Origin of the sequence: Pseudomonas sp. LAM2023 (assembly GCF_016620375.1) — a bacterium.
Classification (GTDB): Bacteria; Pseudomonadota; Gammaproteobacteria; order Pseudomonadales; family Pseudomonadaceae; genus Aquipseudomonas; species Aquipseudomonas anuradhapurensis.
In genome coordinates, this window is the sequence record NZ_JAENHV010000009.1 from 968,749 (window position 1) to 992,330 (window position 23,582).

Genomic DNA, 23,582 nt, shown 5'->3' on the forward strand with positions numbered 1-23,582 from the left:
CCATCGCGACGCAAGGCCGCTCCTACACATTGTTCCAGGCAATGCAATTATGAAGTGCCAGGCACATCCATTCTCTGGTCACGCAGCGGCGGCTAAGCTCCTCACCAGTCAATCGACCCGAGGAGTAACCCATGTCTCGCCCACCCCTTCCGCCTTTCACCCACGCAAGCGCGATCGAAAAGGTCCGCCTGGCCGAGGATGGCTGGAACAGCCGCGACGCTGCCAAGGTCGCGCTTGCCTATACCGTCGACACCGTGTGGCGCAACCGCGTCGAGTTCCCCCGCGGCCGCGCCGAGGTCGAGGCCTTCCTGACGCGCAAATGGAACCGCGAACTGGAGTACCGCCTGATCAAGGAGTTGTGGGCCTTCAGCGGCAACCGCATTGCCGTGCGCTATGTCTACGAGTACCACGACGACAGCGGCCAGTGGTACCGCGCCTATGGCAACGAAAACTGGGAATTCGCCGACGACGGGCTGATGCAGAACCGCCATTCGAGCATCAACGAACAGCCCATCAGCGAAGCCGAGCGCAAGTTCCGCTGGCCGTTGGGCCGGCGCCCGGATGATCACCCCGGGCTCAGCGAACTGGGCCTCTGATCAGCCAACCGGCAGCGTGACCCTGACCTCCAGGCCACCACCCGGGCGGTTGCTTAAGGTCACGCTGCCGCCCTGCTCCAGCACGATGGCTCGTGCTGCCGGCAGGCCCAGCCCAACGCCGCCGGTATTACGGTTGCGCGAACCTTCGATGCGGTAGAACGGGGCGAATACCTGTTCGTGCAGCTCCGGCGCGATGCCCGGCCCGCGATCCTGCACGCTGATTTCGATCTGCCCGGCATTTGTCGCCAGCGTCACTGCGGGGTCACGGCCATACTTCGCGGCATTGTCGATCAGGTTGACCAGCACCCGCCTGACACCCACCGGGCGCCCCTCGTACACGCAGCGACGTGGCCCGCTCAGCCCCACCTCCACACCGGCATCCCTGAAATCGTCCACCACGGTCGACAGCAACTCGCCCAGGTCGAACACGGTGGCCTGTTCCAGCCGAGCATCGTCACGGAAAAACGCCAACGCCGCTTCGACCATCGCTTGCATCTCGTCAACATCCTTGAACAGCTTGGCCTGCAACTGGGCATCGTCAATGAACTCGGCGCGCAAACGCATGCGCGTCAAGGGTGCGCGCAAGTCATGGGAAATGGCCGCAAGCATCTGGGTGCGGTCGTTGAGAAAGTGCTTGAGCTGCGCCTGGGTAGCGTTGAACGCGAGAATCGCCTGGCGCAGGTCATGCGGGCCGACCACCGGAATCGGCGGCGCGTTGAAGTCCTTGCCAAAACGCCGTGCACCTTCGGCAAAACGCTCCAGCGGCTTGGCCAGGTAGCGCGTGGCCAGCAAGGCAACGGCCAGGCTGGAGAGCAGCATCAGGGTCAGGATGATCAGGTTGCGTGGCAGCTCATCCAGCCCCCAGCTACGGGCAGTGGCGCGGAACAGCACCCACGACTTGTCGCTCAGCTCGATCATCAGCGCATAGCCGCGCTCAGGAGCGTATTCCGGCATGTCGGATGGCTCGAAGGCTTCGATCCTGGCATCCGGGCGCTTGAGCAGCGCGCGCAGGATCGGCGTGCCCTCGCTGAACTCGGCATCGACCAGCGCTGGCACGCCCGCTTCGTCATGACGGCGCAGCCAGCGCACCGAGTAGCTGCCATCACCCGCCGCGCTGGCGATGTTGGCCCGCTCTGCCAAGGGCGCGACATCGAGAATTCGGGTAACCGTTGCGACCTTTTCAATCACTCCGCTTTCCAGCAGCGGTGGCTGCGCCCAGACACTCAGCAGCAGGCTGAACAGGCCTTTGAGCAGCAACAGGAACAGCATCGCCGTCAGGGTGGTCAGCGCGATCCAGCGGGCAATGGTGATCTTTGGCCGTGGCAGGGCCCGGCGAGCCCGGGCAAGCAGGTTCATCGCCTGGCGACCGTCGGCGTGAACAGGTAACCGGCGTTGCGCAAGGTGCGGATCAAGGGCTCGTGGCCATGCTCGCTTTCAAGCTTGCGGCGCAGCCGGCTCACCTGGACGTCAACGCTGCGGTCATAGGCCTCGTAGGCATCGCCACGGGCCAGGTCCAGCAACTGCTGGCGGCTGAGCACCCGCCGCGGATGTTCGGCGAACACCAACAACAGTTCGAATTCACCGTTGGACAAGGGGATCATGACGTTGGCCAGCGAACGCAATTCGCGCCGCACCACATCCAGCCGCCAGCCAGCAAACTCGAGAATCGCGCAGGCATGGCCCGCCCCGCCAGCGGCTGCGCGATCGGCCGCTTCGCCGGCACGCCGCAGCACTGCCCTGACCCGCGCCAGCAGTTCACGGGCAGCGAACGGCTTGGTCAGGTAGTCATCCGCACCCAGCTCCAGCCCCACTACCCGGTCACTCAGTTCGCCCATGGCGGTGAGCATGATCACCGCCACCTTGTGCTCGGCCAGCAAGCGCTGGCACAGCACCAGGCCGCTATCGCCAGGCAGCATCACGTCAAGAATCACCAGGTCTGGCACCCGCCGTTCGACGGCCTGCCAGAGCGCTTTGCCGTCCCTGGCCACGTCAACCTCGTAACCGTGCTGGCGAAGAAACTTCTGTAGCAGGTCGAGTACTTCGACATCGTCGTCGACTATCAGCAAATGGCTCACGAAAACCCACCAAAACAAGATATCAAGCCGTACTTTAAGGCCTTCCTCCGCTAGCCGTCATATATTTCAACCTGGTAACAAAGTGTCGACGCGGAGACAATCCGGACATTACCCGGCAAACAAAACTGCGCAGCATCGCCGCCAGTTCTTGCCAGGAAGAAACCTATGTCCCGTTCATCCTCCGCCTCCCGTTCAGCGCGCTCTGCCGTGCTGGCCCTGTCGCTGCTGGCCACGGGAGGCTACAGCCAACGCGCCCCCGCCACGGCTGTGTGCAGCAACGTCGCCTATCAGGTCAGTGACCCGGCGGAACCTGCCAACCGCGCCGTGTTCGCCTTCAACCGCAGCCTCGATGACTACCTGCTGGCCCCCGTCGCCCGGAGCTATCAGGCGCTCCCCGGTTTCGCCCGGCAGGGCATCCACAACTTTTCCAGCAACTTAGGTGAGCCCAAGGTATTCATCAACGACTTGCTGCAGGGCAATGGCGAGCGGGCAATGACCAGCCTGGCGCGCTTCATCTTCAACACCACCCTGGGGGTGGCGGGTTTGGTCGATGTATCGGGGAAAATGGGGCTGAGCCAGCACCGTTCGGACTTTGGCCAGACCTTTGGCGTCTGGGGCATCGGCGATGGCCCGATCGTCGAGCTGCCAGTGCTGGGTTCACACAATGTGCGCGATGCCACCGGCACGCTACTGGGCATGGCGCTGGACCCGTTTGGTGGTGACAGCGATACCGTCGCCACCCTGGGCAACGTCGCCACGGCGGGCGGCTTCGTCGATGCACGGGCCGAAGCCCTGCCACTGACCGACCTGCTGCGCACCTGGCCGGATTACTACGTCGCGCTGCGTGACTACACTGCGCAACGGCGCAGCATCCGGGTGGCAGAAGGCAAGGCCGGCGAGCCAGGCACATGGCAGGCAGATTGTGCCGGGGGTGCCCGTGAAAACTGATGGCCAGACCGCCGTGCTGTTGTTCAGGCGCCTGGAAGGCGCCGCCCGCCAGCCGCTGTTGCTGCATGAACTGGAAGCCCGCCTGTCTGCCGACGGCCGCAGCCTGGTGCTGAGCCGCTACCGGGAACGCTTTACCGCCGACGGCAAACCCTACCGCCACGAGGCTCACCGCAGCATACCGATCGCCACCTTGCTGCGCTGGATGGCCCGGCAGGGGCGATAAATCAGCAGAAGCGGATTTGCCAATGTCCGAAACGCGGCAGGCGCTGCCTGTTCGGCGCGAGACAGGCAACCGTGGTGCTGGCTACCCTCTTCTGGCGTTGCCTTGCTCCCTTTCGACAGAAGAACTTCGCCCATGACGACACCCTCCGCCTCCATGGCCGCCACCACGCCTGCCGACCCACCTCAGGGCTTTCTGGTCCGCATCGTCGGCGCTGCCGCATTCGCCCATCTGCTCAACGACCTGATCCAGGCCGTATTGCCATCGATCTACCCGATGCTCAAGAGCGATTTCGCCCTGAGCTTCGCCCAGGTCGGCTGGATCGCCCTGGTCTACCAGGTGACCGCCTCGCTGCTGCAACCCTGGGTCGGCCTGTACACCGACAAGCACCCGCAACCCTACCTGCTGCCAGCCGGCATGCTGGTCACCCTGGTGGGCATCGCCCTGCTCGCCTTCGCCGGCAGCTACGCCATGCTGCTGGTTGCCGCCGCAGTGGTCGGCGTGGGCTCGGCCACCTTCCATCCGGAAGCCTCACGGGTGGCGAGGATGGCCTCCGGCGGGCGCTTCGGCACTGCGCAATCGACCTTCCAGGTGGGCGGCAATACCGGCTCGGCCCTTGGCCCGCTGCTGACCGCCGCCATCGTCATCCCGCATGGCCAGCCCGCCATTGCCTGGTTCATGCTGGCGGCTGCGCTGGCGGTGTGGGTGCTGTGGCGGGTGACCGGCTGGACCATGAGCCACGGCCAGACCCGGCTCAAGACCTTCGCCGGCCAGCAGCCGCCCGGGCTGGCCCCTGGCGCCATGTGGCGCGCGGTTGGGGTAATCGCCGTGCTGATGTTCGCCAAGTTCGTGTATATCGCTTCGTTCACCAACTACTTCACCTTCTACTTGATCGAACATTTCGGCCTGAGCGTGCAGCACAGCCAGCTGTACCTGTTCGTGTTCCTCGCGGCAGTGGCACTGGGTACCTTCGCTGGCGGCCCGGTGGGTGACCGGATCGGGCGCAAGGCGGTGATCTGGGTGTCGTTCCTCGGCGTGGCCCCCTTCGCCCTCGCCCTGCCGCATGCCAACCTGGCCTGGACGGCGGCCCTGGCGGTGCTCATCGGCCTGGTGATGTCCTCTGCCTTCGCCGCGCTGGTGGTGTATGCCCAGGAGGCGGTGCCTGGCCGGGTCGGCATGGTCTCCGGAGTGATGTTCGGCTTGATGTTCGGCATCAGCGGCATCGGTGCCGCCGGGCTCGGCGAGCTGGCCGACCGACACGGCATCGAGTGGGTGTACCAGGCAATCGCCTTCTTGCCGCTGCTGGGGCTGGCCACTGCGCTGCTGCCGGCAACCCGCTCGCAAGCCCGCCCCGCCCGCTGCTGTTAAAGTGGCTGGGCCGGGCAGCCTGAACACGAGGTAGCAATGCTCAAACCGCAGCATGAATTGCTGGTGGAGGTCGATGAATGGGCCTGGGAAGTGGGTAGCCGCGCAACCGACTACCCGACCGACTGGTTCATCGAGCCGCACAGCCATGCCAAGCATCAACTGATCTATGCCATCAAAGGCCTGATGATCGTCGAGTCCGGCAATGAACGCTGGACCGTGCCACCCAGCCGCGGGGTGTGGATGCCCTGCGGCCAGGTGCACGCGATACGCTGCGTGGGCGAGGTGAAGATGCGCAGTGTGTTCGTGCGCACCGATACCGCCGTCCCCCTACCCAGGCAGAGCAAGGCCATCAGCATCTCGCCATTGCTCAGCGAACTGATCAAGGCCTCGGTGGGCTTCTGCGCACCGTTTGCCGATGACTCCCGCGAAGGCCGGGTGATGCGCCTGATCCTGGATGAGATCTGCGTGCTGCCAACCCAGCCGCTGAAGCTGTCGCAGCCCAGCGACAAGCGCCTGCGCACAATCTGTACGGTGCTGCTCGAGCGGCCTTACGATAATGCCACCCTGGCCGACTGGGGTGTGCAGCTGGGCGTGGACGAGAAAACCATCCAGCGCCTGTTTCGCAAGGAAACCGGCATGACCTTCGGCCAGTGGCGCCAGCAGGCGCGGCTGATGCAGGCGCTGGAGCGGATCGCCCTGGGCGAGCGCATCATCGATGTCGCGGTGGCGCTGGGGTATGACAGCCCGAGCGCCTTCGCCAGCATGTTCAAGCGCCAGTTCGGCACCACGCCCAGCCAGTTCTTCAAATGAGCTGAAAAACAATCATTGCATGATCTCACCCAGCAACCCGGTCATGGCGTGTACAGTAGGCTCACAACAAAGCCCAGAAGGAGCCCGGCACATGTCCGCAACGCTGTCCCCCCTGCAGATCGACTGCGATTTCGACTCCGGCAATATTCAGGTACTGGATGCCAGCAACCCGGCCCGGGTGCACCTGGCCATCCGCCCCGACACCCACAGCGGCCACTACCAGTGGTTCCACTTCAAGGTCAGCGGGCTCACGCCAGGCCAGGTCCACCGCTTCAGCCTCGACAACGCCTCCGGCTCGTCCTACAAGAACGCCTGGAGTGGTTACAACGCCGTGGCCTCCTACGACCAGCAAAGCTGGTTCCGCGTGCCCAGCCAGTACGATGGCACGGCGCTGTCGTTCGAGGTAACCGCCGAACAGCCGCAGATCTGGTTCGCTTACTTCGAGCCCTACTCGCGCGCCCGCCACAACCAGCTGATCGAACGTGCCCGGCAACTGCCAGGGGTCGAGCTGCTGGCCAGCGGCCGCAGCGTCCAGGGCCGCGACATTCCCCTGCTGCGTGCCGGTGATGGCGCCGCAGGCAAGCGCAAGCTGTGGCTGATTGCCCAGCAGCATCCGGGCGAACACATGGCCGAGTGGTTCATGGAGGGGGTGATCGACCGCCTGCAGGCCGACGACGCGGTGATCCGCCAATTGCTGGCCAAGGCCGATCTGTACCTGATCCCCAACATGAACCCGGACGGTGCCTTCCTCGGCCACCTGCGCACCAACTTCAAGGGCAAGGACCTCAACCGTGCCTGGCAGGACGCCAGTGTCGAGTTCAGCCCCGAAGTATTCTTCGCCCAGGCGCAGATGAAGCAGTACGGGGTGGATGCGTTCATCGACGTGCATGGCGACGAAGAGATTCCCCATGTGTTCACTGCGGCCTGCGAAGGCAACCCGGGCTATACCCCGCGGTTGGCGCAGCTGGAAGCGCAGTTCCGAAGCACCCTGTGCAGCCTGACCCGTGACTTCCAGACCGTGCACGGCTACACCCGCGACGAGCCGGGGCAGGCCAACACGACACTGGCCTGCAATGCCGTGGGGATGGCCCATGACTGCCTGTCGCTGACCCTGGAAATGCCCTTCAAGGACCATGACGACGCGCCCAACCCGGCCACCGGGTGGTCGGGGGCACGTTCCAAGGCACTGGCCGGGGCGGTGCTGGAGACCCTGGCGCAAATGGTTGACGATTTGCGTTGAGCCCTGCGGCGTTCGAGCTGACTTCCAGTTGGCACCTGCAGCTTCATGTGCCCGGGTGCGTTCAGAACTGCACGTCCAGAATCACACTGTCGGCATAACTCCCTGCCGGCGGTGTGGCCTGGTCGGTATAGACCCTGGCGTTGTAGTTGAACACCTGGCTACCGGTACCCGTGCCTGCTCCGGGGTTCACATCGGCATCACTACTGGCCCGGCGCGCCGCCCCCACCGAGCCCCAGCGCTGCGCCCCGGCGCTCTTGAAAATGTCGTAGGCCAGGTAATCGTTTGCCGACGATTTCATGCGCCGCCGTCCGCTGGCCACGTTCTGGCCATCGTCCAGGCCCACGGTATAGGTGCTGCCCTTGGTGCACGACACACTCAGGTTCTGGCTTACCGTACCGAACCCCGCCACCACCGGTGCACTGGCGAAGCTGATGTCGGGGGTGGTGATCTGGCAGTCATTGGTCACCGTCAGGCTCACTGTCAGCGGCTTGCTACCACTGCCGGTATCCCGGCCGATGCAGAACCCGCCGGCGCCGATCCCCGCGCAGTAATCCCAGGTCCACTCGACGCTGAGGGTTTCCTGGTAGGCGCCCGCCGCAACGTTGCTACCTACCTGCGTGCGCATGTACAGGGGCACGTTCTTGGGGGTACCGTTGAGCAGGCCCAGTACATCCAGAATGCCGGTGGTGCGGTATTCGAAGGCGGTACCACGGGTGATCGGATAGCTGGTTGTGGCATCGGCATACAGCGTATAAGGGATGACATCCCCGGTCGGCCCCACCAGGCCGCTGGTGGTGGCAGTGATCTTGATCTTGAATGAGTCGGTGCTGCTGAGCACGCTGAGCACCGAACCGCTGCACTGCAAGCCCGAATTGCTGCTGGAAGCCATCTGTACCGTGCTGCGCACTTGTGTCGAGTTGAGCGAGCCGAACGCCGCCGGCGCAGTCACCACGGAGGTGCACTGGGCCCAGGCGCTACCCGTTGCCAGCAACAAGGCGCAGGCCAACAAGCCAGGCCAGCAGCCCATCACTTGCACTCCAGCGGGCCGATCAAGGGGATCGAACCTTGCACTTCAGGCAGGTCGAACGCCACCTGGCAATGCCCGCCGCCCGCCAGTTCCACCTGCAGGCTATTGTGCCGCGCCAGGTTTTCCAGGTACACCAGGCCGTCCCATCCGACGACCGCCTGGCTGCCACTTTCGCTATGGGTGACGCGGCTGCCCAGCGTGAGCACCTGCCGCTTACCGTCCACCAGCTCGATACTGGCGGCCAGCACGCGCCGCAGCGGAAACTCCAGCAGATAGCCGCTGCCACGGCGCACCGCCACGCGCTGCTCCACTTCCGCCGCCAGGATGTCCGGTGGCAAGTCCATCGGGTCGATCTCGTACTTGCCGCGGTAATAACCGCTGCTGTATGGCACCAGCAGGTGGCCGCTGGCATCGGTGCGGCCGACTTCCTGATTTTCATAGCGCACCGGTACATCGGCGTAGCCCTGGGTGCTGACCACCACGAAGGCATCGTCGATACGGTTGGCGGCAAACAACCCCGCATCCATCCACACCAGCGAGCCGCTGGCATCGGCCCAGCGGGTCATCTCGCCGCTGCTGCCATACACCCCCGCCTGCAACTGCACCGATTGCAGGCGCCAGGTGACATCGGCCTGGCGGTAGGCGTCGCGCTCGCTACCAGCGGCATAGCCCAGGTTGTAACCGACACCGCCGCCCACAGGCACGGCGCGGCTGTAGTTCACGCGCTGCAGGCGCTCGCCGGCCTGGCTGCGCTCCAGGCTCAGGGCCAGGGTGCCACGCAGGTCGAACGGGATGACCAGTTGCGCCTGCAGCGCCCACTGGCTATCGCCCACTTCCCGGTTGGCCGACAGGTACAGGCTGCTGCCGCCCCACAGCGGCCGGCTGTAACTGAGGTTGAGCAGCCGGGTCCGCGTGCCATCGCCAGCCCGCACGTCGAAGTAGCCGGCGCCGATGTTGCCGTATTGGTTCAGGTTGAGGCTGAACGTGACCTGTTCGCTGCGCTGGCTCAGCTGCATGTCCTGGCTGTCGACACGGGTCAGGTCGGCGTAGGCGCCATGACGTTGCAGGCGCTGGTAGCTGATGCCGATGCGCTGGCTGTTGTACTGATAGCCGAGGGCCACCTGGTGGCCTTTGTCGCCGTCGAACTGGCTCTGCGCCAGGGCCGCATTGAGCACGCCGACATTACCCAGGCGCAGGTTGCCGCCCAGGCCGCCCAGCATCAACGATGCGGCGCTTTCGGCATGGGTCTCGACGGTGAGGGCGTCACTCACCCCATAGCGCAGGCTGGCCGAAGCCACCCCAGGGCCATAGGCAAAGTCACGCACGCCGTAGTCACGGCGCAGGCTGCCGGCCGCTACCGAGTAATCCGCCAGGCCTTGCTGCAGCAGGCTGCTGGTGACATAGAACGGCAGCGTGGTCGACACCTGTCGGCCAAGCGCATCGGTGGTGACCACTACCGCTTCCCCGGCACCATTGATGAACGGCACGTTGGTCAAGGTGTAGGGCCCCGGCTGCAACTCGGTGGTGCTGGACTTGTAGCCATTGATGAACAGGTCCAGCGAGGTCGGCACCGCCGCCTCCCCGGCGAACGCCGGCAATGGGTAGGTGACCAGGTCGGGGCGCGCAGCGAAATCGCGAGACAACTGCAGGCCGCCGACCCGCACCGAACTGCTCCAGGGCAAGGCGCCGGTCACCAGGTCACCGGCTTCGTAGGTCAGCAGGCGCTGCTCGTCGGTGAAACGCCAGGTGGAGTCGTAACGCAGGAAGCCCTGACGCGTGTCGTCGGCCAGCGCAGCGTTGAACGACTGGCGCCACTGCCCGGTGCTGGAGAAAGTGCCCCAACTGTCGAACAGGCGCAGTTCATTCCAGGCTGCCAGGTAGCTTCCGGCATCATCGGTGTCGTTCAGGTACAGGTCGTAGTTGAACAAGGCGCCGAAGCTGCTGCGCGCATCGGTCGCCGGGTACAGGTTGCGCTCGCCTAGCTGCTGGTCGGGCAGCCAGGCCGGTGGCACCTGCAGCAGCAAGCGCTGGTTCTGGCTGTCGTAGTCGGCATGCAACCCTGCGATGGCCTCCAGTGCCAGTTCGCCCTGCGGGTTGCCCGGTAGCGAGACACCCGCCGCCCGCAACACCTCGCTGTCCAGGTACAACTGCCCGGCGCGCTGCTGGACCGCGACCAAATCAGCCTTGGGCATCTGGTTCACCAGCAGTTCGAGGTATAGCGTGGCGTCGGTGATGGCGGAAAGCTCCAGGGGCGGTGGCGGCAGGTCGTCGGCCAGCACCAGGCCCGAGCCGAGCATGGCCAACCCCACGCACCAGCGGGGCATCGTCGTCAGCCACTTCACACACGGTTTCCAGCCATTGCCGGGTCCCCCCTGGCCCATGAACGGCATTCAGGCGCTGGCTCATTGGCCTTGGCGGATAGCGTCCGCGCTGCCCTGGCCGTTGACCCGCCCTTTCAACACACTGCCCGCCCCCGCTGCCAGCGGTGCCGGCCAGCGCATGCTGGCTCCCGGCAGCACATAGCCCAACAGGCCTTCTGCCAATGGCTTGCTCTGGCTGCCCTGCTGCACCACCACATCGGTCAGGCGGGCATGCACCGGGCCGGTATTGCGTAGCTCCACATAGGGCTTGCCCTGCACGGTCACCGCGCGCCAGCTGAGCTGCGGCTTGCCCAGGCCCTCGGCGTTGCGTTTGCCCTCAGGGTCGGCCCTGCCCCACAGGCCCTCGCCGTAGACGAACAGGGGTACCGAGTAACGCATCTGCAGGCGAATCGCCGCGGTGGTGCCAGGCTCGGCCTTGTCGACTGGGATGGCCGGCGGGATTTCGTCGATGATGATGCGGTAGGCCTGTTCCTGCCCGACCGGAGTGGGGGCAGTACGGGTCAGGCGGATCAGCTGCCGCTGCCCGGGGCCAATGCTGGCCACCGGCGGGCTGCCGATGATCTCGCGCTGGGCCTGGAACTGTTCCTGGTAGTCCCCCTGGCGCCAGGCGAACACTCGCACCTGCAGGTTGGCCGCGGTGGTGCCACGGTTTTCCAGCCACAGTGCGCCGGCCTTCTGGTCAGCTTCCAGGACCGGATCGATCGGCCAGATCAGCACCGAGGTCGCCGCCCAGGCCGGCAGGCTCGCCAGCCCCATCACCGCGATCAGACCACGCTTCCATTTCGCGCCTGCCCCCATGATGCTCTCCTTGAAATACTGGTCGTTGCTGCCGCTGTGTTCACCAGCTCACCGTCACTTGCACCACATCGGTGTAGGTCCCGGCCGGCAGTGTGCCGCTCAGCTGGACCCGCCCGTACACCGGCAGCTTGATCGCCGTCGGGTCGGTGTAGCTCACGGCGACGCTCTGGCCGATCCCCAGGTTCTGGCTGTAGGCCGCATCCCGATACAGCTGGTAGGCGAGCACTTGCGTGCCACCGGTACGCTTGAGGTTGCGTGTGCCGCCGGCACTGTTCTGGCCGCCATCCACGCTCATGTTCAGGGCCACCCCCGGGGTGCACTGGAAGGTCACCGTGGAACCGCCCAGCGCGGTGCCGAGCAGCCCGCTGGCCAGCGCCGATTGCGAGCCATAGTCAAGCGTCCCGTAGCTGCTCACGCCTCCCACCACCAGGCACCCGGCAACGATCTGTGCCGTCACCGCGAAGCTGCTGGTGGTCGCCGCATCCAGCGGCGCGCCCAGCAGCATGCCAAGGCAGGTCAGCCCGCCCGCCAGCCACCTGCGCATGGCTCAGAACGACAGCTCGACCGAAACCGTGTCGGTGTAAACCCCCGCCGGCAAGCCGGCCTTGCCTCGCGCCTGGCCGTACAGGTTGACGGTCTGGGCCACGCCGGAGCTGGTCGGCAAGGTGATGGTGCCGTCGATGGCCAGCAGCTGCGAGTGCCCAGCGTCGGTGTAGAAGTCGTACGGCACGAAATTTCCGGCGCCATCGGCCAGCGCGCGCGTGCCCCCGGTCGACTGGCCGTCGTTGACGCCTGCGCGCACGCGGATCACCGGTATCGTGCCGGCCGAGCACAGCACGCTCATCGCCCCACCGCCACCGCCCATTACCTGGGCACCGGCGCTCGTGAACAGGGCGTCCTGGGTGCCGAAATCCAGGGTACCGAAGTTCATCCCCGAGGTGCCCGAGCTGCCATTGACCTGGCATGCCGCGGTCAGGGTCAGCGTCGAGTTGATGTTCCCGGTCGTGGCGGCATGGGCGTGAAAGGCCAGCGCCAGGCCGAGGCCGGCGAGGATGCAGCGTGAAAGGTTCGATCGCATCGGAGTCTCCTAAGCGTTGTTACCAGTCCAGGGTCACTCTCAGGGTGTCACGGTACAACCCGGCTGGCAGCGCGCGCGCCTGCGCCACTACCACACCGTAAATGGGAACCGGCACCTGGCGAGTGCCGCTGATGGTGAAGGCACGCGCCTGGCCAATGCCGTAGTGGCTGTTGCCGCCCGGGTCGACTGCCAGTTGATAAGGGATCAGTTCGCGGCCGTTGCTCAACCGCCGTATGCCATCGCTGCCATTCAGGCCGCCGTTGATGCGCACATTGAACGCCCGCACCTCGGGGGTGCAGCTGATCTGCAGGCTGCCCTCGCCGCCCAGGTCATCGACCTGGCTGCGCAGCGGCAGGTCCCAGCCTGGGCCCCGCTCGCCGAAATCCAGCACCCCCGGGTTGCCCACCAGGGTCGCTTGCGTACCGTTGCTGCTGACCTGGCAGGCCGAGCTGATCACCAGGCGCGCCTGGATGAAGCCGGTGCTGGTGCCATGCGCGGCACTGCTGGCCACCAGCAACGGGCCCAGGGCAAGCAGCAGGATCGGGGTTCGGCTCATGGCGTCGGGTTCCTGTGCATGGCGGCCTCCCTACCAGGTGACAGTGACTTTGAGCAGGTCGGCATACCTGCCGGCCGGGGGAACCCAGGCCAGCTTGTCGATGCGTGCGTACAACGGCAGCTCGACCGTGCCGCTGTCCGGCACCCACGCCGAATGCGCCACATTCACCGCTAACGGTTCGCGCCAGGCGGCATCGCGATACAGCCGGTAAGGGATGGGCCGGGCCTGCCCATCTTCGCTGGCGAGAAAACGCAGCTCGCCGATACCGCCATGCTGACCACCGTCGACGCGCACCTGATACGGGGTCTGTGGATTGCACTCCAGACGTGGCGGGCGCTGGCTCAGCAGCGCACCGCTGAGCGGCGCGCCGGGGCCGTCGAGGCGTGCTGCTGCGCCCAGGTCGACAAGCCCCAGCGCCTGGCCGCCAGCGTCGCGCGGTTGGCCGACCAGCATGCAGCCGCGCTGCACCAGCACGCGTACCTCCACCAGGAAGTCCGTCGCCGTGGCGCTGGTGCTCAGCATCAGGCCCAACAGCACGGGCAGGAAGCGCTCCGTCACCTTGATTATCCTTGTCGATGTGTGCAGAGCTGAGCGTAGCAGCGAGTTGACATCACCGTGGTGGCATACAGCCATTTTTTTGTGTTAGCAACAAAGCGATATGCCCGCGATGAAAACAGCCGGCGTGACGTAGAACCCACCGCCACTTCAGGCCTCCAATGCTCAAGGCCGGCACTGCTGCGGATAATCTGTTAGGGTGAACCACTCTCATCCTGCACCAGGCATACCGTACGCATGGACAGACATGACAGGAGCGTTTCATCGATGACTGCAGATAGCACGCTCACCCAGGCCCTTGAACGCTGTGCCCAGGAGCCGATCCAGCTACCTGGCAGCATCCAGCCTCAAGGGTTTCTGCTGGTGCTGGACGAAGCCGATCTGCGCGTGCTTCAGGCCAGTGAAAATGTCGAGCAATGGCTGGGCATACCCGCCAGGGAAATGACTGGCTGCAGCTTCGCCGAGCTGGTCAGTGGTGAATTCGACCTGCGCCTGCACTTGGCCCGCCTGCCCGAGGACGAGGTGTTTCCGTTCCATATCGGTGACGTGCAGCTGCGCCGGGGTGCACCGTACAGCGACAAGCTGCACCTGCTGGCACACCGTCATGACCAGGTGCTGATTGCCGAATTCGAGCCCCCGCGGCTGCCGGCGGACCTTGCCGGGCAGGGCGATTACTACCCGCTGGTGCGCAGCTTCGTCGGTCGCCTGCACCAGGCCAGCAGCCTTGAAGAGCTGCTGCAGCAAACCGTGCTGCAACTCAAGCGCATCACTGGCTTTGGCCGGGTCAAGGCCTACCGTTTCGACGCTGAAGGCAACGGCCAGGTGCTGGCCGAAGTCGCCGACCCGGGCTACCCCAGCTATCTGGGGCTGTGTTTCCCGGCCGCCGATATCCCACGCCAGGCGCGCGAGCTGTACCGGGTCAACCGCATCCGCGTGATCGAGGACGCCAACTACCAGCCCTCGCCGCTGCTGCCTGCTGCCAACCCGCGTACCGGCAAGTCACTGGACCTGAGCTTTGCCGCGCTGCGCAGCGTATCGCCGGTGCACCTGCAATACATGCGCAACATGGGCACCCTGGCCTCGATGTCGCTGTCGATCGTGGTCGATGGGCAATTGTGGGGGCTGATTTCCTGCCACCACCAGCAACCGCGCCCGGTGGACCTGCGCACCCGCACGGCCTGCGAGCTGCTGGCCAGCGTGCTGTCGTTGCAGATCGAATCGCGCGAGTCCCACGCCAAAACGCGCCAGCTGCTGGAGCTACGCCAGCACATCGTGCGCATGATTTCGTCGATGGCCGACCACGACAGCGTCAGCGACGGGCTACACGATTTGCCCGACGTGTTGCTGGCGTTCGCGGGGGCCCAGGGGGCTGCGGTCATCTCGGCCGAACGTTGCGACCTGATCGGCAAGACCCCACCCGCCGCGCAGGTCACCGCACTGGTGCACTGGCTGACGCAACGAGGCGAAGAGACCGTCTTCCACAGCGACAACCTGCAGCGCGACATCGACGAACTGCCCGAACTCGCGGCTCATGCCGGTGGCGTGCTGGCAGTGGCGATTTCCCAGATCCACTCGCATTACCTGCTGTGGTTCCGCCCCGAGCAGGTGCGCACGGTGAACTGGGCCGGGCAGCCGAGCAAGCAGGTCGGGCCACAGGGCAACCTCGACCCGCGCCACAGTTTCGAGCGCTGGCAGGAACAGCTGCGCGGCTACTGCGAGCCCTGGCAGCCGCTGCTTGTCGAAGGCGTGCTGGAGCTGCGCACCGCCGTGCTCGGCATCGTCCTGCGCAAGGCCGAGGAACTGGCGCAACTGGCCAGCGAGCTGCGCCGTTCGAACAAGGAGCTCGAAGCCTTCTCCTACAGCGTGTCGCACGACCTGCGGGCGCCCTTGCGGCATATTGCCGGCTACACCGAACTGCTCGGCGAAATCGAAGAGCAGAGCCTGAGCGAGCGTGGCAAGCGCTTCCTGCAACACATCGGCGAGGCCGCACACTTTGCCGGCAGCCTGGTCGACAACCTGCTCAACTTCTCGCAGATGGGCCGCTCCGCCCTGCGCCTGTCGGACGTCGACCTCAACGCGTTGGTCGAAGCCGTTCGCAGCGAGCTGGCGCCCGACTATGAAGGCCGCGAAATCGTCTGGGACGTCGCGCCATTGCCCAAGGTGATCGGTGACCCGGCCTTCATCAACCTGGCCTTGCACAACCTGCTGGCCAACGCCATCAAGTACACCCGCGGCCGCACCCCGGCGCGCATCGGCATCAGCGCCGTGCAGCACCCGGACGAAACCGAGATCTGCATTCGCGACAACGGCGTGGGCTTCGACATGGCCTATGCCAACAAGCTGTTCGGCGTATTCCAGCGCCTGCACCGCATGGAAGATTTCGAAGGTACCGGAATCGGCCTGGCGAGCGTGCGGCGCATTATCGAACGTCACGACGGCCGGGTCTGGGCGCATGGCAAGATCGACCAGGGCGCCACCTTCCACTTCACCCTCCCGCGTCATCCCGCGACTACCTGAGGCACCGCTACCATCATGCTCAAACCCATCCTGCTGGTCGAAGACAACCCACGCGACCTGGAGCTGACCCTCCTGGCGCTGGAGCGCAGCCAGTTGGCCAACGAAGTAATCGTGCTGCGTGACGGTGCCGAGGCGCTGGACTATCTGCTGCGCCGCAATGCCTACGCCGAACGTGACGATGGCAACCCCGCCGTGCTGCTGCTGGACCTGAAACTGCCGAAGGTCGACGGCCTGGAAGTGCTCAAGGAAGTGCGCACCACCCCCGAACTGCGCAGCATCCCGACGGTGATGCTGACCTCCTCGCGTGAAGAACCCGACTTGTTGCGCGCCTACGAGCTGGGGGTGAACGCCTACGTGGTCAAGCCAGTGGAGTTCAAGGAATTCGTCGCCGCCATTTCCGACCTGGGGATATTCTGGGCAGTCCTCAATGAACCACCCCCCGGCTCGCTGCGCCTGCCCCGGCGTGGCAGCAATTGAGGCCGCCGCGACGATGCAGCCGATGCCGCTGAAACTGTTGATGGTCGAGGACAGCTCGATGGATGCCGAGCTGACCCTGATGCGCCTGGAGCGCAGCGGGCTGCATGTGCAGGCGCAACTGGTATTCGACCATGTTGGCGTAGAGCACGCCCTGCGCGAGGCCCGCTACGACCTGATCCTGTGCGACTGCGTGTTGCCGGGCTCGTCCGGCACTGAAGTGCTGGCGATTGCCCAGCGCCTGGCACCGGACATCCCGTTCATTTTCCTGTCCGGCATCTACGGCGAAGAGCATGCGGTGGAAATGATCCGCCTGGGTGCCACCGATTATGTGCTGAAGAAGAACCTGCCCCTGCTGCCCAAGGCGGTGCGCCGGGCCCTGACCGAGGTGCAGGAGCGCCAGCGCCGGCGTCGCGCCGAAGAAGCCCTGGCCGACGTCGAGGCACGTGCGCGCTTTGCCATCGACGCGGCCGGCATGGGCACCTGGGACATGCGCCCGCAAGAAGGCCTGTTGCTCTGGGATGACCGCTGCAAGACCCTGTTCGGCCTGCCCACCAGCACCGAGATGACCCTGGACGTGTTCTATGCCGGCATCTACCCCGACGACCTGCCGCTGGTGCGCGAAGCGGTAGACCGCGCCATGCGCCCGGAAAGCGGTGGCCAGTACCGAGTGGAATTTCGCATCGCCCAGCCCGATGGCCGGGAGCCGCGCTGGTTGCTCAGCAGCGGCCAGAGCCAGTTCGTCGACGACCAGTGCGTGCGCTTTTCCGGTGTGCTGCAGGACATCCATACCCAGCGCCTGGCCACCCAGGCGTTGCGTCAGCTCAACGAGATGCTCGGTGAACGGGTCGAGCGCCGTACCCGCGAACGCGACCGCGCCTGGGAGCTGTCGCAGGACCTGCTGGCAGTGCTCAACAAGGACCTGACCCCGGTTGCATTGAACCCCGCCTGGGAGGCCAGCCTGGGCTTTTCCCGCGAGCGCCTGAGCCAGTCGTCGCTACTGCACCTGCTGCCCGAGCCCGACCAGGAACTGTTGCTCACCGAACTGGCCGCCCTCGCCCATGGCCGCACCAGTGCCCGCTTCGTCGGCCGAGTCCTGCATGCTGGCGGCCAGCAGCGCTGGCTGTCGTGGGTGGTGGTACCGGAAGATACCCTGCTGTATGTGGTGGCGCGCGACATCACCAGCGAGCGCGAGGCGGCCATGGGCCTGGCTGAAGCCAACGCGCGCCTGCGCGAACAGATCGACGAACGCGAACGTATCGAGGCTGCGCTGCAACAGATGCAGCGCCTGGAAGCGGTCGGCCAACTGACTGCTGGCGTAGCCCACGACTTCAACAACCTGCTGACGGTGATTCTCACCGGAGCCAGCTTCCTCGAACGCGACCTGGCCAAGGGCGATGTAGACAAGGCCCGCACCCGCCTCACGCACATCCGCGAAGCTGGCGAACGCGGTGCCAAGCTGACCTCGCAGCTGCTGGCGTTCTCCCGCCGTCAGCGTCTGGAGCCAGTGCCGTTGGACCTCAACCGGACCCTGGCCGGCCTTGAGGAATTACTGCGCCGCACACTGGGCGGCAATGTCTCGGTGCGCCTGGACCTGGAGCCCTGCCTGTGGCAGGCACTGACCGACCCGACCCAGACCGAGATGATTATCCTCAACCTGGCGATCAACGCCCGCGACGCCATGCCTGACGGTGGCCAACTGACCCTGTCGACCCGTAACGGCCGTGTTGACGCCCGCCCGCAACGCCCCGAAGACCCGGACCCGGGCGAGTACGTGGTGCTAAGCATCGGCGATACCGGCTGCGGCATGAGCGAAGAGGTGCTGGCCAAGGTATTCGAGCCATTCTTCACCACCAAGGACATCGGCAAGGGTTCCGGCCTGGGCCTGGCCCAGGTATTCGGCTTCGCCAAGCAGTCAGGTGGTGGCGTGCACATCGACACCGTGCCGGGGCGTGGCACGCAGGTGGCGGTGTACCTGCCGGCGGTCAAGGATCAAGTGGTGAATGAACCGCTGCCGCCGCGGCTCAGCCACTCGATCAGCGCAAGCGGCGGCAACCAGACAATACTGCTGGTGGATGACGACCACCTGGTGCGCGACATGCTTGGCGACGTGCTACGCCAGTATGGCTACCAGGTGCGCCAGGCTCACAGCGGCGAACAGGCCCTGGCCTTGCTGGATGAGCAGATCGACTTGCTGCTGAGCGATTTCGCCATGCCCGAGTTCAACGGTGCACAACTGGCCTTGGCCGCACGCGAACGGTATCCGCACCTGCCGGTGGTACTGCTTACCGGTTACGCGGAATTGCAGGGGCTGGAGTTGCCGAACAGCCTGGTGGTCCAGAAGCCGGTACAAGCCGATGAACTGGCCCGGGTGCTGAACGAGATGCTGGTGACCAAGACCGTGTAGGAGCGGCCTTGTGTCGCGATGGGCTGCGCCAGCAGCCCCTTGGCAATCTGCCCTACATCTGAATCCTGGGGCTGCTGCGCAGCCCATCGCGACACAAGGCCGCGCCTACACGGACGTGCAAAAGGCAGAAACGGCAAAGCCCGGCGCTGATCATTCAAGCACCGGACCGAAATATATTTGAAGCAAGAAAATGGCAGGGGCGGCTGGATTCGAACCAACGCATGGCAGGATCAAAACCTGCTGCCTTACCGCTTGGCGACGCCCCTGTATCGGATGCAGCGTTTGCTGCTCTGACAATTCCAACTGAGTGACAACTGGGTTGTTGTCTTGGAATGCGCGGCACTTTAACAACAAACTTTCGGTCTGTGAACCCCCTGAAGAAAAAAAATTGCCAGAAAACAGCGAGTTAGTCATTTTCGCGTTGCCCACGGCGACCATCCGTCGCTTTCCCCCCGCCTCGCTTCAACACAATCGCATTCCTCCCTTCCAATCAGATGAGGCAACTGCATTGACCATGGAGGACTCCCATGCCTGTTTCACACGATCTTTACCAGGACCTGCACTACCCGCGCGAAATCGTCCAGCAACGCCGCCAGCAGGACAAGGCGCTGGACCGGCTGCTCGACGAGTACATGGACATCGACAACCAGGTGCTGGCCGCCGAGTCGATCTCGGCCGGCAACTTCGAGGACGAAGACCTGCGCCACCTGAAGGAGCGCCGGCTGGCCGTGAAGTACATGATCGAGCGCCAACTGGAGCGCAAGCCCTGAACTAACCCACCAAGGCGGACACCGTCAGGGGGTCTGGCTCGCCGTCATAGAACTGCACCAGTGCCTGCTGGAACAACGGGTTGTCGGGCGCCGCCCGGGCGAACAGGGTCAGGCACGAACGCAGCTTGAGGTCATCCGGGCTGCCGAGCATGGCCCTGGCACTCTTGTCGCCATGTTGCAGCAGCGCGGTAACGCAAGCTTGCAGCCGCGGCCCCAGCAAGGGGTGGGCCAGGTAGGCTCGGGCTGCGTCGATCCCGGCCAACGCATACCGCTCGGCCATGGCGCTGCGGCCCAGGCCATCGAGCTGTGGAAACACATACCACATCCAGTGGCTGCGCTTGTGCCCGGCCTGCAGCTCCTGCATCACCTGGCCATACACCCGGTTCTGCGCCTCGACGAAGCGCTCCAGGTCATAGTCGCTTTGCATGCTCGCCCCTCCTCGCATCGTGCTTTGCTACCCCCTTCACTGTACGCCTGCAGCGCCGACCTATCTCGCCAGGCGATGATTGCCGCGCACTTTCTGTATTGGTCAAACTCGCCGCGCTCGGGCAAGCTGCATGCTCCCCGTCATCGCCGAAGGAGCTTCGCTTTGCCTGCCTGGATTCCTGCCCCGTTACGCCAGCTCGGCCGGCGCTTGCGTGACACCGCCCCCCAGAGCGAGCTGCTCGGCTGGTTCGAAGAGCAGGCACGCAGCCGCGGTTATCAGCTCAGCGACGGCCAGCGCCGGGTAATCCAATGCATGGCCGGGCAACTGGCACAGCTCGAACAAGGCCAACCGCGCAGCCTGTACCTGTACGGCCCGGTGGGGCGCGGCAAGAGCTGGTTGCTCGATGGTTTCTTCCAGGCCGTGCCGGTAGCGGCCAAGCAACGCCTGCATTTCCATGACTTCTTTGCCCGCCTGCACCAGGGCATGCACCGCCACCGCGCGCTGGATGATGCGCTGGGCGCGACCCTCGACGAACTGCTGGGCGGCTGCCGGGTGCTGTGCTTCGACGAGTTCCACGTGCATGACATTGGCGATGCGATGTTGCTCACGCGCTTGTTCAACGCCCTGTTCAGCCGTGGGGTGTGGTTGCTGGTAACGTCCAATTATGCCCCCGAAGGGTTGCTGCCCAACCCGTTGTACCATGAGCGGTTCCTGCCGGTGATCCGCCTGATCAACAGCTCGATGACAGTGCTCGAGGTCAGCGGTGACACCGACTTCCGCAGCCTGCCGGCAAACCGCGAACATCAGCGCTTCACCCGTGGTTGCTATGCCTGGCCAGGCACGGCGGCACAACGCCAGGCGCTCGGGGTTCCGCAACAACAGCCGCTGATGCTGGAGGTGAACAAGCGCCCGTTGCGCGCGCTGGCCAGCGATGGCCGGCGGGTGGTGTTTGCCTTTGCAGACCTGTGCGAGCACGCCACGGCGGTTATCGACTACCTGGTACTGGCCGAGCGATACGATGAATGGGTCATCGATGGGCTGGACGATCTTTCGCAATGCTCGCTGGCGGCGCAGCAGCGTTTGGTCAACCTGGTGGATGTGCTGTATGACCAGGACCGGCAAGTGATAGTGATCGCTAAACGGCCGCTGGAAGAGAGCCTGGATGGGCCACTTGCCGACCTGATGCGCACCCGCAGCCGGCTGGGGCAGTTGCATCAGCTTGGGCCCCAGGATCGAGTTGCCTGACAGGTCTCCTCGCGGATGCACCCGCCAGGAGACCCGCAACGTCACAGGATCAGCCAGCCCTGGGCAAGTCCGCCAGCACCGCTTCGATCTCCCCGAGCACCGCCGGGTCATCCAAGGTCGAAGGCGGCACGTAGTCCTGCCCGTCGGCAATCTTGCGCAACACGGCCCGCAGGATCTTCCCCGAACGGGTCTTGGGCAGCCGTTTCACCAGCCGTACCCGGTTGAAGCAGGCCAGCGCACCAATCTCCTCGCGCACGCTGCCCACCAGTTCGACCAGCAACTGCGCCTCGGCAATGCCCTCACCGTCCTTGAGCACCACCAGGGCCAATGGCACTTGCCCCTTGATCTCGTCGTGCACGCCAATCACCGCGCACTCGGCCACCGCCGGATGACGCGCCACCAGGTCCTCCATCTCGCCGGTGGACAGCCGGTGCCCGGACACGTTGATCACGTCATCCGTGCGCCCCATGATGTAGACGAAACCTTCATCGTCCAGGTACCCGCCATCGCCGGTGTGGTAGTACCCCGGGTAAGTGCGCAGGTAAGCCTGCAGGTAACGCTCGTGATCGCCCCACAGCGTCTGGCTGCACCCGGGCGGCAACGGCAGGGCAATGACGATCGAGCCCTGGTGGTTCGGCTCCAGCAGATGCCCCTCGTCATCCAGCACCTGCACGTGGTACCCCGGCACCGCCCGGTTGCTGGACCCCGGCTTCGCCGCGCTGCCCTCCAGCCCAACGCAGGGCGCGGTGACCGGCCAGCCGGTCTCGGTCTGCCACCAGTGGTCGTGCACCGGCTTGCCAGTGACCCGTTCCAACCATTCGTGGGTGCTGGAATCGAGTTTCTCGCCCGCCAGGAACAACTGGCGCAGCGAGCTCAGGTCGTGCTTGCGGATCAGTTCGCCATCCGGGTCTTCCTTGCGGATGGCGCGCATGGCGGTGGGCGCACAGAACAAGGCATTGACCTTGTACTGCTCCACCACCCGCCAGTAGGCCGAAGCGTCCGGGGTGCGGATCGGCTTGCCTTCGTAGAACACCGTGGTGCAGCCACTCATCAGCGGCCCATAGACGATCAGCGAATGGCCAACTACCCAGCCGACATCGGAAATCCCCCACCACACGTCGCCCGCCTGCATGCCGTAGATATGGCGCATGGCATAGCACAGCGCCACGGCGTTGCCGCCGTTTTCCCGCACGATGCCTTTGGGTTTGCCGGTGGTGCCCGAGGTATACATGATGTACAGCGGGTCGCCCGCATCCAGCTCCACCGGTGGCACCGGCTCGGCCTGCGCCAATGCCGCCTGCCAGTCCAGGTCACGACCCACTTGCAGCTCGGCGCGGGCTTGCGGCCGTTGCAGCACCAGCACCTTGCGCGGCTGGTGGCGGGCCAGCTGCAGGGCGCGGTCGACCAGCCGCTTGTAGGCGATCACCCGGTCGAACTCCAGCCCGCAGGAGGCCGTCAGCAGCAAGGTTGGCCGGGCATCGTCGATGCGCAAGGCCAGTTCGTTGGCGGCAAAGCCACCGAACACCACCGAATGCACCGCTCCGATCCGCGCACAGGCCAGCATGGCCATGGCCGCCTGCGGCACCATGGGCATGTAGATGATCACCCCATCGCCCTTGTTCACCCCCAGCTGGCGCAGCAAACCGGCCAGGCGTGCCACCTCGTCACGCAACTGATGATAGGTGTAGGCCTGCTGCGCGCCGGTCACTGGCGAATCGTAGATCAGCGCCAACTGCTCGCCGCGGCCTTGCTCGATCTGGTGATCGAGGGCCAGGTAGCAGCTGTTCAGGCGGCCATCGGCGAACCAGCGGTGGGTACCGTCGGCGTTGGTTTGCAAGGTCAGGGCTGGCTTGCGGTGCCAGGCCAGGTGCGCGGCCTGTTCCGCCCAGAATGCGGCAGGGTCGGAAATGGAATGGGCGTAGCTGTGCTGGTAGCTCATATCGAGGAATACCCGGTACTTGTTGTTATTGAAGGGCGAAACCTGAGTATGGACCGCTGCAGCGGCACCGCCATGGGACTAAAGTCACAACCGACCTGCAAATTTGCAGACAGCGCAAAAGCGCCCCATAACAGTGCAAAGCCTCTAGAAT

General features: G+C 65.1%; 22 protein-coding genes and 1 tRNA gene. 11 read left to right on the forward strand and 12 right to left on the reverse strand.

Features of this window, described 5'->3' with window-relative positions; all coding sequences use genetic code 11:
• The first annotated feature begins 131 nt into the window (after window positions 1-131).
• A complete protein-coding gene (locus JKP78_RS04520; RefSeq protein WP_186684507.1) occupies window positions 132-596 on the forward strand; it encodes a nuclear transport factor 2 family protein in 465 nt (154 codons plus the stop codon).
• Here JKP78_RS04520 and JKP78_RS04525 read toward each other — a convergent pair whose 3' ends face one another.
• On the reverse strand, window positions 597-1,952 hold the full coding sequence (locus tag JKP78_RS04525; protein ID WP_186684505.1) for an ATP-binding protein: 1,356 nt from the start codon (window positions 1,950-1,952) through the stop codon (window positions 597-599).
• A complete protein-coding gene (locus tag JKP78_RS04530) occupies window positions 1,949-2,671 on the reverse strand; it encodes a response regulator (RefSeq protein ID WP_200626129.1) in 723 nt (240 codons plus the stop codon). The genes JKP78_RS04525 and JKP78_RS04530 overlap by 4 nt, the downstream gene beginning before the upstream one ends.
• Before the next feature lie 165 nt (window positions 2,672-2,836).
• Between JKP78_RS04530 and JKP78_RS04535 the strand changes: the two genes are divergently transcribed.
• The 5 genes from JKP78_RS04535 to JKP78_RS04555 all read left to right on the forward strand — a co-directional run bounded on the left by JKP78_RS04535 (window position 2,837) and on the right by JKP78_RS04555 (window position 7,257).
• Window positions 2,837-3,619 (forward strand): MlaA family lipoprotein, encoded by a 783-nt coding sequence (locus JKP78_RS04535; protein ID WP_200626130.1) that lies wholly within the window; start codon window positions 2,837-2,839, stop codon window positions 3,617-3,619.
• On the forward strand, window positions 3,609-3,842 hold the full coding sequence (locus tag JKP78_RS04540; protein ID WP_186684500.1) for a hypothetical protein: 234 nt from the start codon (window positions 3,609-3,611) through the stop codon (window positions 3,840-3,842). Before JKP78_RS04535 ends, JKP78_RS04540 begins: the two co-directional genes overlap by 11 nt.
• A 132-nt stretch (window positions 3,843-3,974) precedes the next feature.
• Complete coding sequence (locus tag JKP78_RS04545) at window positions 3,975-5,207, forward strand: MFS transporter (protein WP_186684499.1); 1,233 nt, start codon at window positions 3,975-3,977, stop codon at window positions 5,205-5,207.
• Window positions 5,208-5,243: 36 nt separating this feature from the next.
• Window positions 5,244-6,017 carry an AraC family transcriptional regulator gene (locus JKP78_RS04550; protein ID WP_186684498.1) on the forward strand — a complete coding sequence of 258 codons (774 nt, stop codon included), beginning with the start codon at window positions 5,244-5,246 and terminating at the stop codon, window positions 6,015-6,017.
• 91 nt (window positions 6,018-6,108) lie between these two features.
• Window positions 6,109-7,257 carry a M14 family metallopeptidase gene (locus JKP78_RS04555; protein WP_200626131.1) on the forward strand — a complete coding sequence of 383 codons (1,149 nt, stop codon included), beginning with the start codon at window positions 6,109-6,111 and terminating at the stop codon, window positions 7,255-7,257.
• 61 nt (window positions 7,258-7,318) lie between these two features.
• On the opposite strand, the gene JKP78_RS04560 is transcribed toward JKP78_RS04555, so the two are convergent.
• The 7 genes from JKP78_RS04560 to JKP78_RS04590 form a co-directional block, all read right to left on the reverse strand.
• Window positions 7,319-8,284 (reverse strand): Csu type fimbrial protein, encoded by a 966-nt coding sequence (locus JKP78_RS04560; RefSeq protein ID WP_200626132.1) that lies wholly within the window; start codon window positions 8,282-8,284, stop codon window positions 7,319-7,321.
• Window positions 8,284-10,581: a fimbria/pilus outer membrane usher protein gene (locus JKP78_RS04565; RefSeq protein WP_200626162.1), complete on the reverse strand. Its 2,298-nt coding sequence runs from the start codon at window positions 10,579-10,581 to the stop codon at window positions 8,284-8,286. Before JKP78_RS04565 ends, JKP78_RS04560 begins: the two co-directional genes overlap by 1 nt.
• A gap of 105 nt (window positions 10,582-10,686) precedes the next feature.
• Window positions 10,687-11,463: a fimbrial biogenesis chaperone gene (locus JKP78_RS04570; RefSeq protein WP_186684495.1), complete on the reverse strand. Its 777-nt coding sequence runs from the start codon at window positions 11,461-11,463 to the stop codon at window positions 10,687-10,689.
• A 40-nt stretch (window positions 11,464-11,503) separates the two neighbouring features.
• Window positions 11,504-12,007, reverse strand: a complete 504-nt coding sequence (locus JKP78_RS04575) for a Csu type fimbrial protein (RefSeq protein ID WP_170029255.1) — start codon at window positions 12,005-12,007, stop codon at window positions 11,504-11,506.
• A 3-nt stretch (window positions 12,008-12,010) separates the two neighbouring features.
• The gene (locus JKP78_RS04580) at window positions 12,011-12,541 is read right to left on the reverse strand and encodes a Csu type fimbrial protein (RefSeq protein WP_170029254.1); all 531 of its coding nucleotides are present in this window, start codon (window positions 12,539-12,541) and stop codon (window positions 12,011-12,013) included.
• Window positions 12,542-12,560: 19 nt separating this feature from the next.
• Window positions 12,561-13,097, reverse strand: a complete 537-nt coding sequence (locus tag JKP78_RS04585) for a Csu type fimbrial protein (RefSeq protein WP_186684494.1) — start codon at window positions 13,095-13,097, stop codon at window positions 12,561-12,563.
• A gap of 30 nt (window positions 13,098-13,127) precedes the next feature.
• The gene (locus tag JKP78_RS04590; RefSeq protein WP_186684492.1) at window positions 13,128-13,655 is read right to left on the reverse strand and encodes a Csu type fimbrial protein; all 528 of its coding nucleotides are present in this window, start codon (window positions 13,653-13,655) and stop codon (window positions 13,128-13,130) included.
• A 264-nt stretch (window positions 13,656-13,919) separates the two neighbouring features.
• Between JKP78_RS04590 and JKP78_RS04595 the strand changes: the two genes are divergently transcribed.
• Genes JKP78_RS04595 through JKP78_RS04605 form a run of 3 tightly spaced genes read left to right on the forward strand, consistent with a single transcriptional unit; the run spans window position 13,920 to window position 19,050 of the window.
• The gene (locus tag JKP78_RS04595) at window positions 13,920-16,169 is read left to right on the forward strand and encodes an ATP-binding protein (protein WP_186684490.1); all 2,250 of its coding nucleotides are present in this window, start codon (window positions 13,920-13,922) and stop codon (window positions 16,167-16,169) included.
• Window positions 16,170-16,184: 15 nt separating this feature from the next.
• Complete coding sequence (locus JKP78_RS04600; protein WP_186684488.1) at window positions 16,185-16,646, forward strand: response regulator; 462 nt, start codon at window positions 16,185-16,187, stop codon at window positions 16,644-16,646.
• A 13-nt stretch (window positions 16,647-16,659) separates the two neighbouring features.
• Window positions 16,660-19,050 carry a response regulator gene (locus JKP78_RS04605; RefSeq protein WP_186684486.1) on the forward strand — a complete coding sequence of 797 codons (2,391 nt, stop codon included), beginning with the start codon at window positions 16,660-16,662 and terminating at the stop codon, window positions 19,048-19,050.
• 191 nt (window positions 19,051-19,241) lie between these two features.
• Here JKP78_RS04605 and JKP78_RS04610 read toward each other — a convergent pair.
• Window positions 19,242-19,316: transfer RNA gene (locus JKP78_RS04610), tRNA-Gln, on the reverse strand.
• Window positions 19,317-19,577: 261 nt separating this feature from the next.
• Between JKP78_RS04610 and JKP78_RS04615 the strand changes: the two genes are divergently transcribed.
• Window positions 19,578-19,820 (forward strand): hypothetical protein, encoded by a 243-nt coding sequence (locus JKP78_RS04615; RefSeq protein ID WP_170029248.1) that lies wholly within the window; start codon window positions 19,578-19,580, stop codon window positions 19,818-19,820.
• A 1-nt stretch (window position 19,821) separates the two neighbouring features.
• Here JKP78_RS04615 and JKP78_RS04620 read toward each other — a convergent pair whose 3' ends face one another.
• On the reverse strand, window positions 19,822-20,247 hold the full coding sequence (locus JKP78_RS04620; protein ID WP_186684484.1) for a DUF1810 domain-containing protein: 426 nt from the start codon (window positions 20,245-20,247) through the stop codon (window positions 19,822-19,824).
• 162 nt (window positions 20,248-20,409) lie between these two features.
• Between JKP78_RS04620 and zapE the strand changes: the two genes are divergently transcribed.
• Window positions 20,410-21,492 carry a cell division protein ZapE gene (zapE, locus tag JKP78_RS04625; protein WP_186684482.1) on the forward strand — a complete coding sequence of 361 codons (1,083 nt, stop codon included), beginning with the start codon at window positions 20,410-20,412 and terminating at the stop codon, window positions 21,490-21,492.
• A gap of 49 nt (window positions 21,493-21,541) precedes the next feature.
• Here the strand turns inward: zapE and JKP78_RS04630 are convergent, their stop codons facing one another.
• Complete coding sequence (locus JKP78_RS04630; protein ID WP_200626133.1) at window positions 21,542-23,431, reverse strand: propionyl-CoA synthetase; 1,890 nt, start codon at window positions 23,429-23,431, stop codon at window positions 21,542-21,544.
• Window positions 23,432-23,582 lie beyond the last annotated feature (151 nt).

What these genes read in the sequence shown, in the direction of transcription:
- JKP78_RS04520 (WP_186684507.1), top strand. Translation starts at nt 132, where the DNA reads ATGTCTCGCCCACCCCTTCCGCCTTTCACCCACGCAAGCGCGATCGAA.
- JKP78_RS04525 (WP_186684505.1), bottom strand. Translation starts at nt 1,952, where the DNA reads ATGAACCTGCTTGCCCGGGCTCGCCGGGCCCTGCCACGGCCAAAGATC.
- JKP78_RS04535 (WP_200626130.1), top strand. Translation starts at nt 2,837, where the DNA reads ATGTCCCGTTCATCCTCCGCCTCCCGTTCAGCGCGCTCTGCCGTGCTG.
- JKP78_RS04545 (WP_186684499.1), top strand. Translation starts at nt 3,975, where the DNA reads ATGACGACACCCTCCGCCTCCATGGCCGCCACCACGCCTGCCGACCCA.
- JKP78_RS04550 (WP_186684498.1), top strand. Translation starts at nt 5,244, where the DNA reads ATGCTCAAACCGCAGCATGAATTGCTGGTGGAGGTCGATGAATGGGCC.
- JKP78_RS04555 (WP_200626131.1), top strand. Translation starts at nt 6,109, where the DNA reads ATGTCCGCAACGCTGTCCCCCCTGCAGATCGACTGCGATTTCGACTCC.
- JKP78_RS04560 (WP_200626132.1), bottom strand. Translation starts at nt 8,284, where the DNA reads ATGGGCTGCTGGCCTGGCTTGTTGGCCTGCGCCTTGTTGCTGGCAACG.
- JKP78_RS04565 (WP_200626162.1), bottom strand. Translation starts at nt 10,581, where the DNA reads ATGCTCGGCTCGGGCCTGGTGCTGGCCGACGACCTGCCGCCACCGCCC.
- JKP78_RS04570 (WP_186684495.1), bottom strand. Translation starts at nt 11,463, where the DNA reads ATGGGGGCAGGCGCGAAATGGAAGCGTGGTCTGATCGCGGTGATGGGG.
- JKP78_RS04575 (WP_170029255.1), bottom strand. Translation starts at nt 12,007, where the DNA reads ATGCGCAGGTGGCTGGCGGGCGGGCTGACCTGCCTTGGCATGCTGCTG.
- JKP78_RS04580 (WP_170029254.1), bottom strand. Translation starts at nt 12,541, where the DNA reads ATGCGATCGAACCTTTCACGCTGCATCCTCGCCGGCCTCGGCCTGGCG.
- JKP78_RS04585 (WP_186684494.1), bottom strand. Translation starts at nt 13,097, where the DNA reads ATGAGCCGAACCCCGATCCTGCTGCTTGCCCTGGGCCCGTTGCTGGTG.
- JKP78_RS04595 (WP_186684490.1), top strand. Translation starts at nt 13,920, where the DNA reads ATGACTGCAGATAGCACGCTCACCCAGGCCCTTGAACGCTGTGCCCAG.
- JKP78_RS04600 (WP_186684488.1), top strand. Translation starts at nt 16,185, where the DNA reads ATGCTCAAACCCATCCTGCTGGTCGAAGACAACCCACGCGACCTGGAG.
- JKP78_RS04605 (WP_186684486.1), top strand. Translation starts at nt 16,660, where the DNA reads ATGCAGCCGATGCCGCTGAAACTGTTGATGGTCGAGGACAGCTCGATG.
- JKP78_RS04615 (WP_170029248.1), top strand. Translation starts at nt 19,578, where the DNA reads ATGCCTGTTTCACACGATCTTTACCAGGACCTGCACTACCCGCGCGAA.
- JKP78_RS04620 (WP_186684484.1), bottom strand. Translation starts at nt 20,247, where the DNA reads ATGCAAAGCGACTATGACCTGGAGCGCTTCGTCGAGGCGCAGAACCGG.
- JKP78_RS04630 (WP_200626133.1), bottom strand. Translation starts at nt 23,431, where the DNA reads ATGAGCTACCAGCACAGCTACGCCCATTCCATTTCCGACCCTGCCGCA.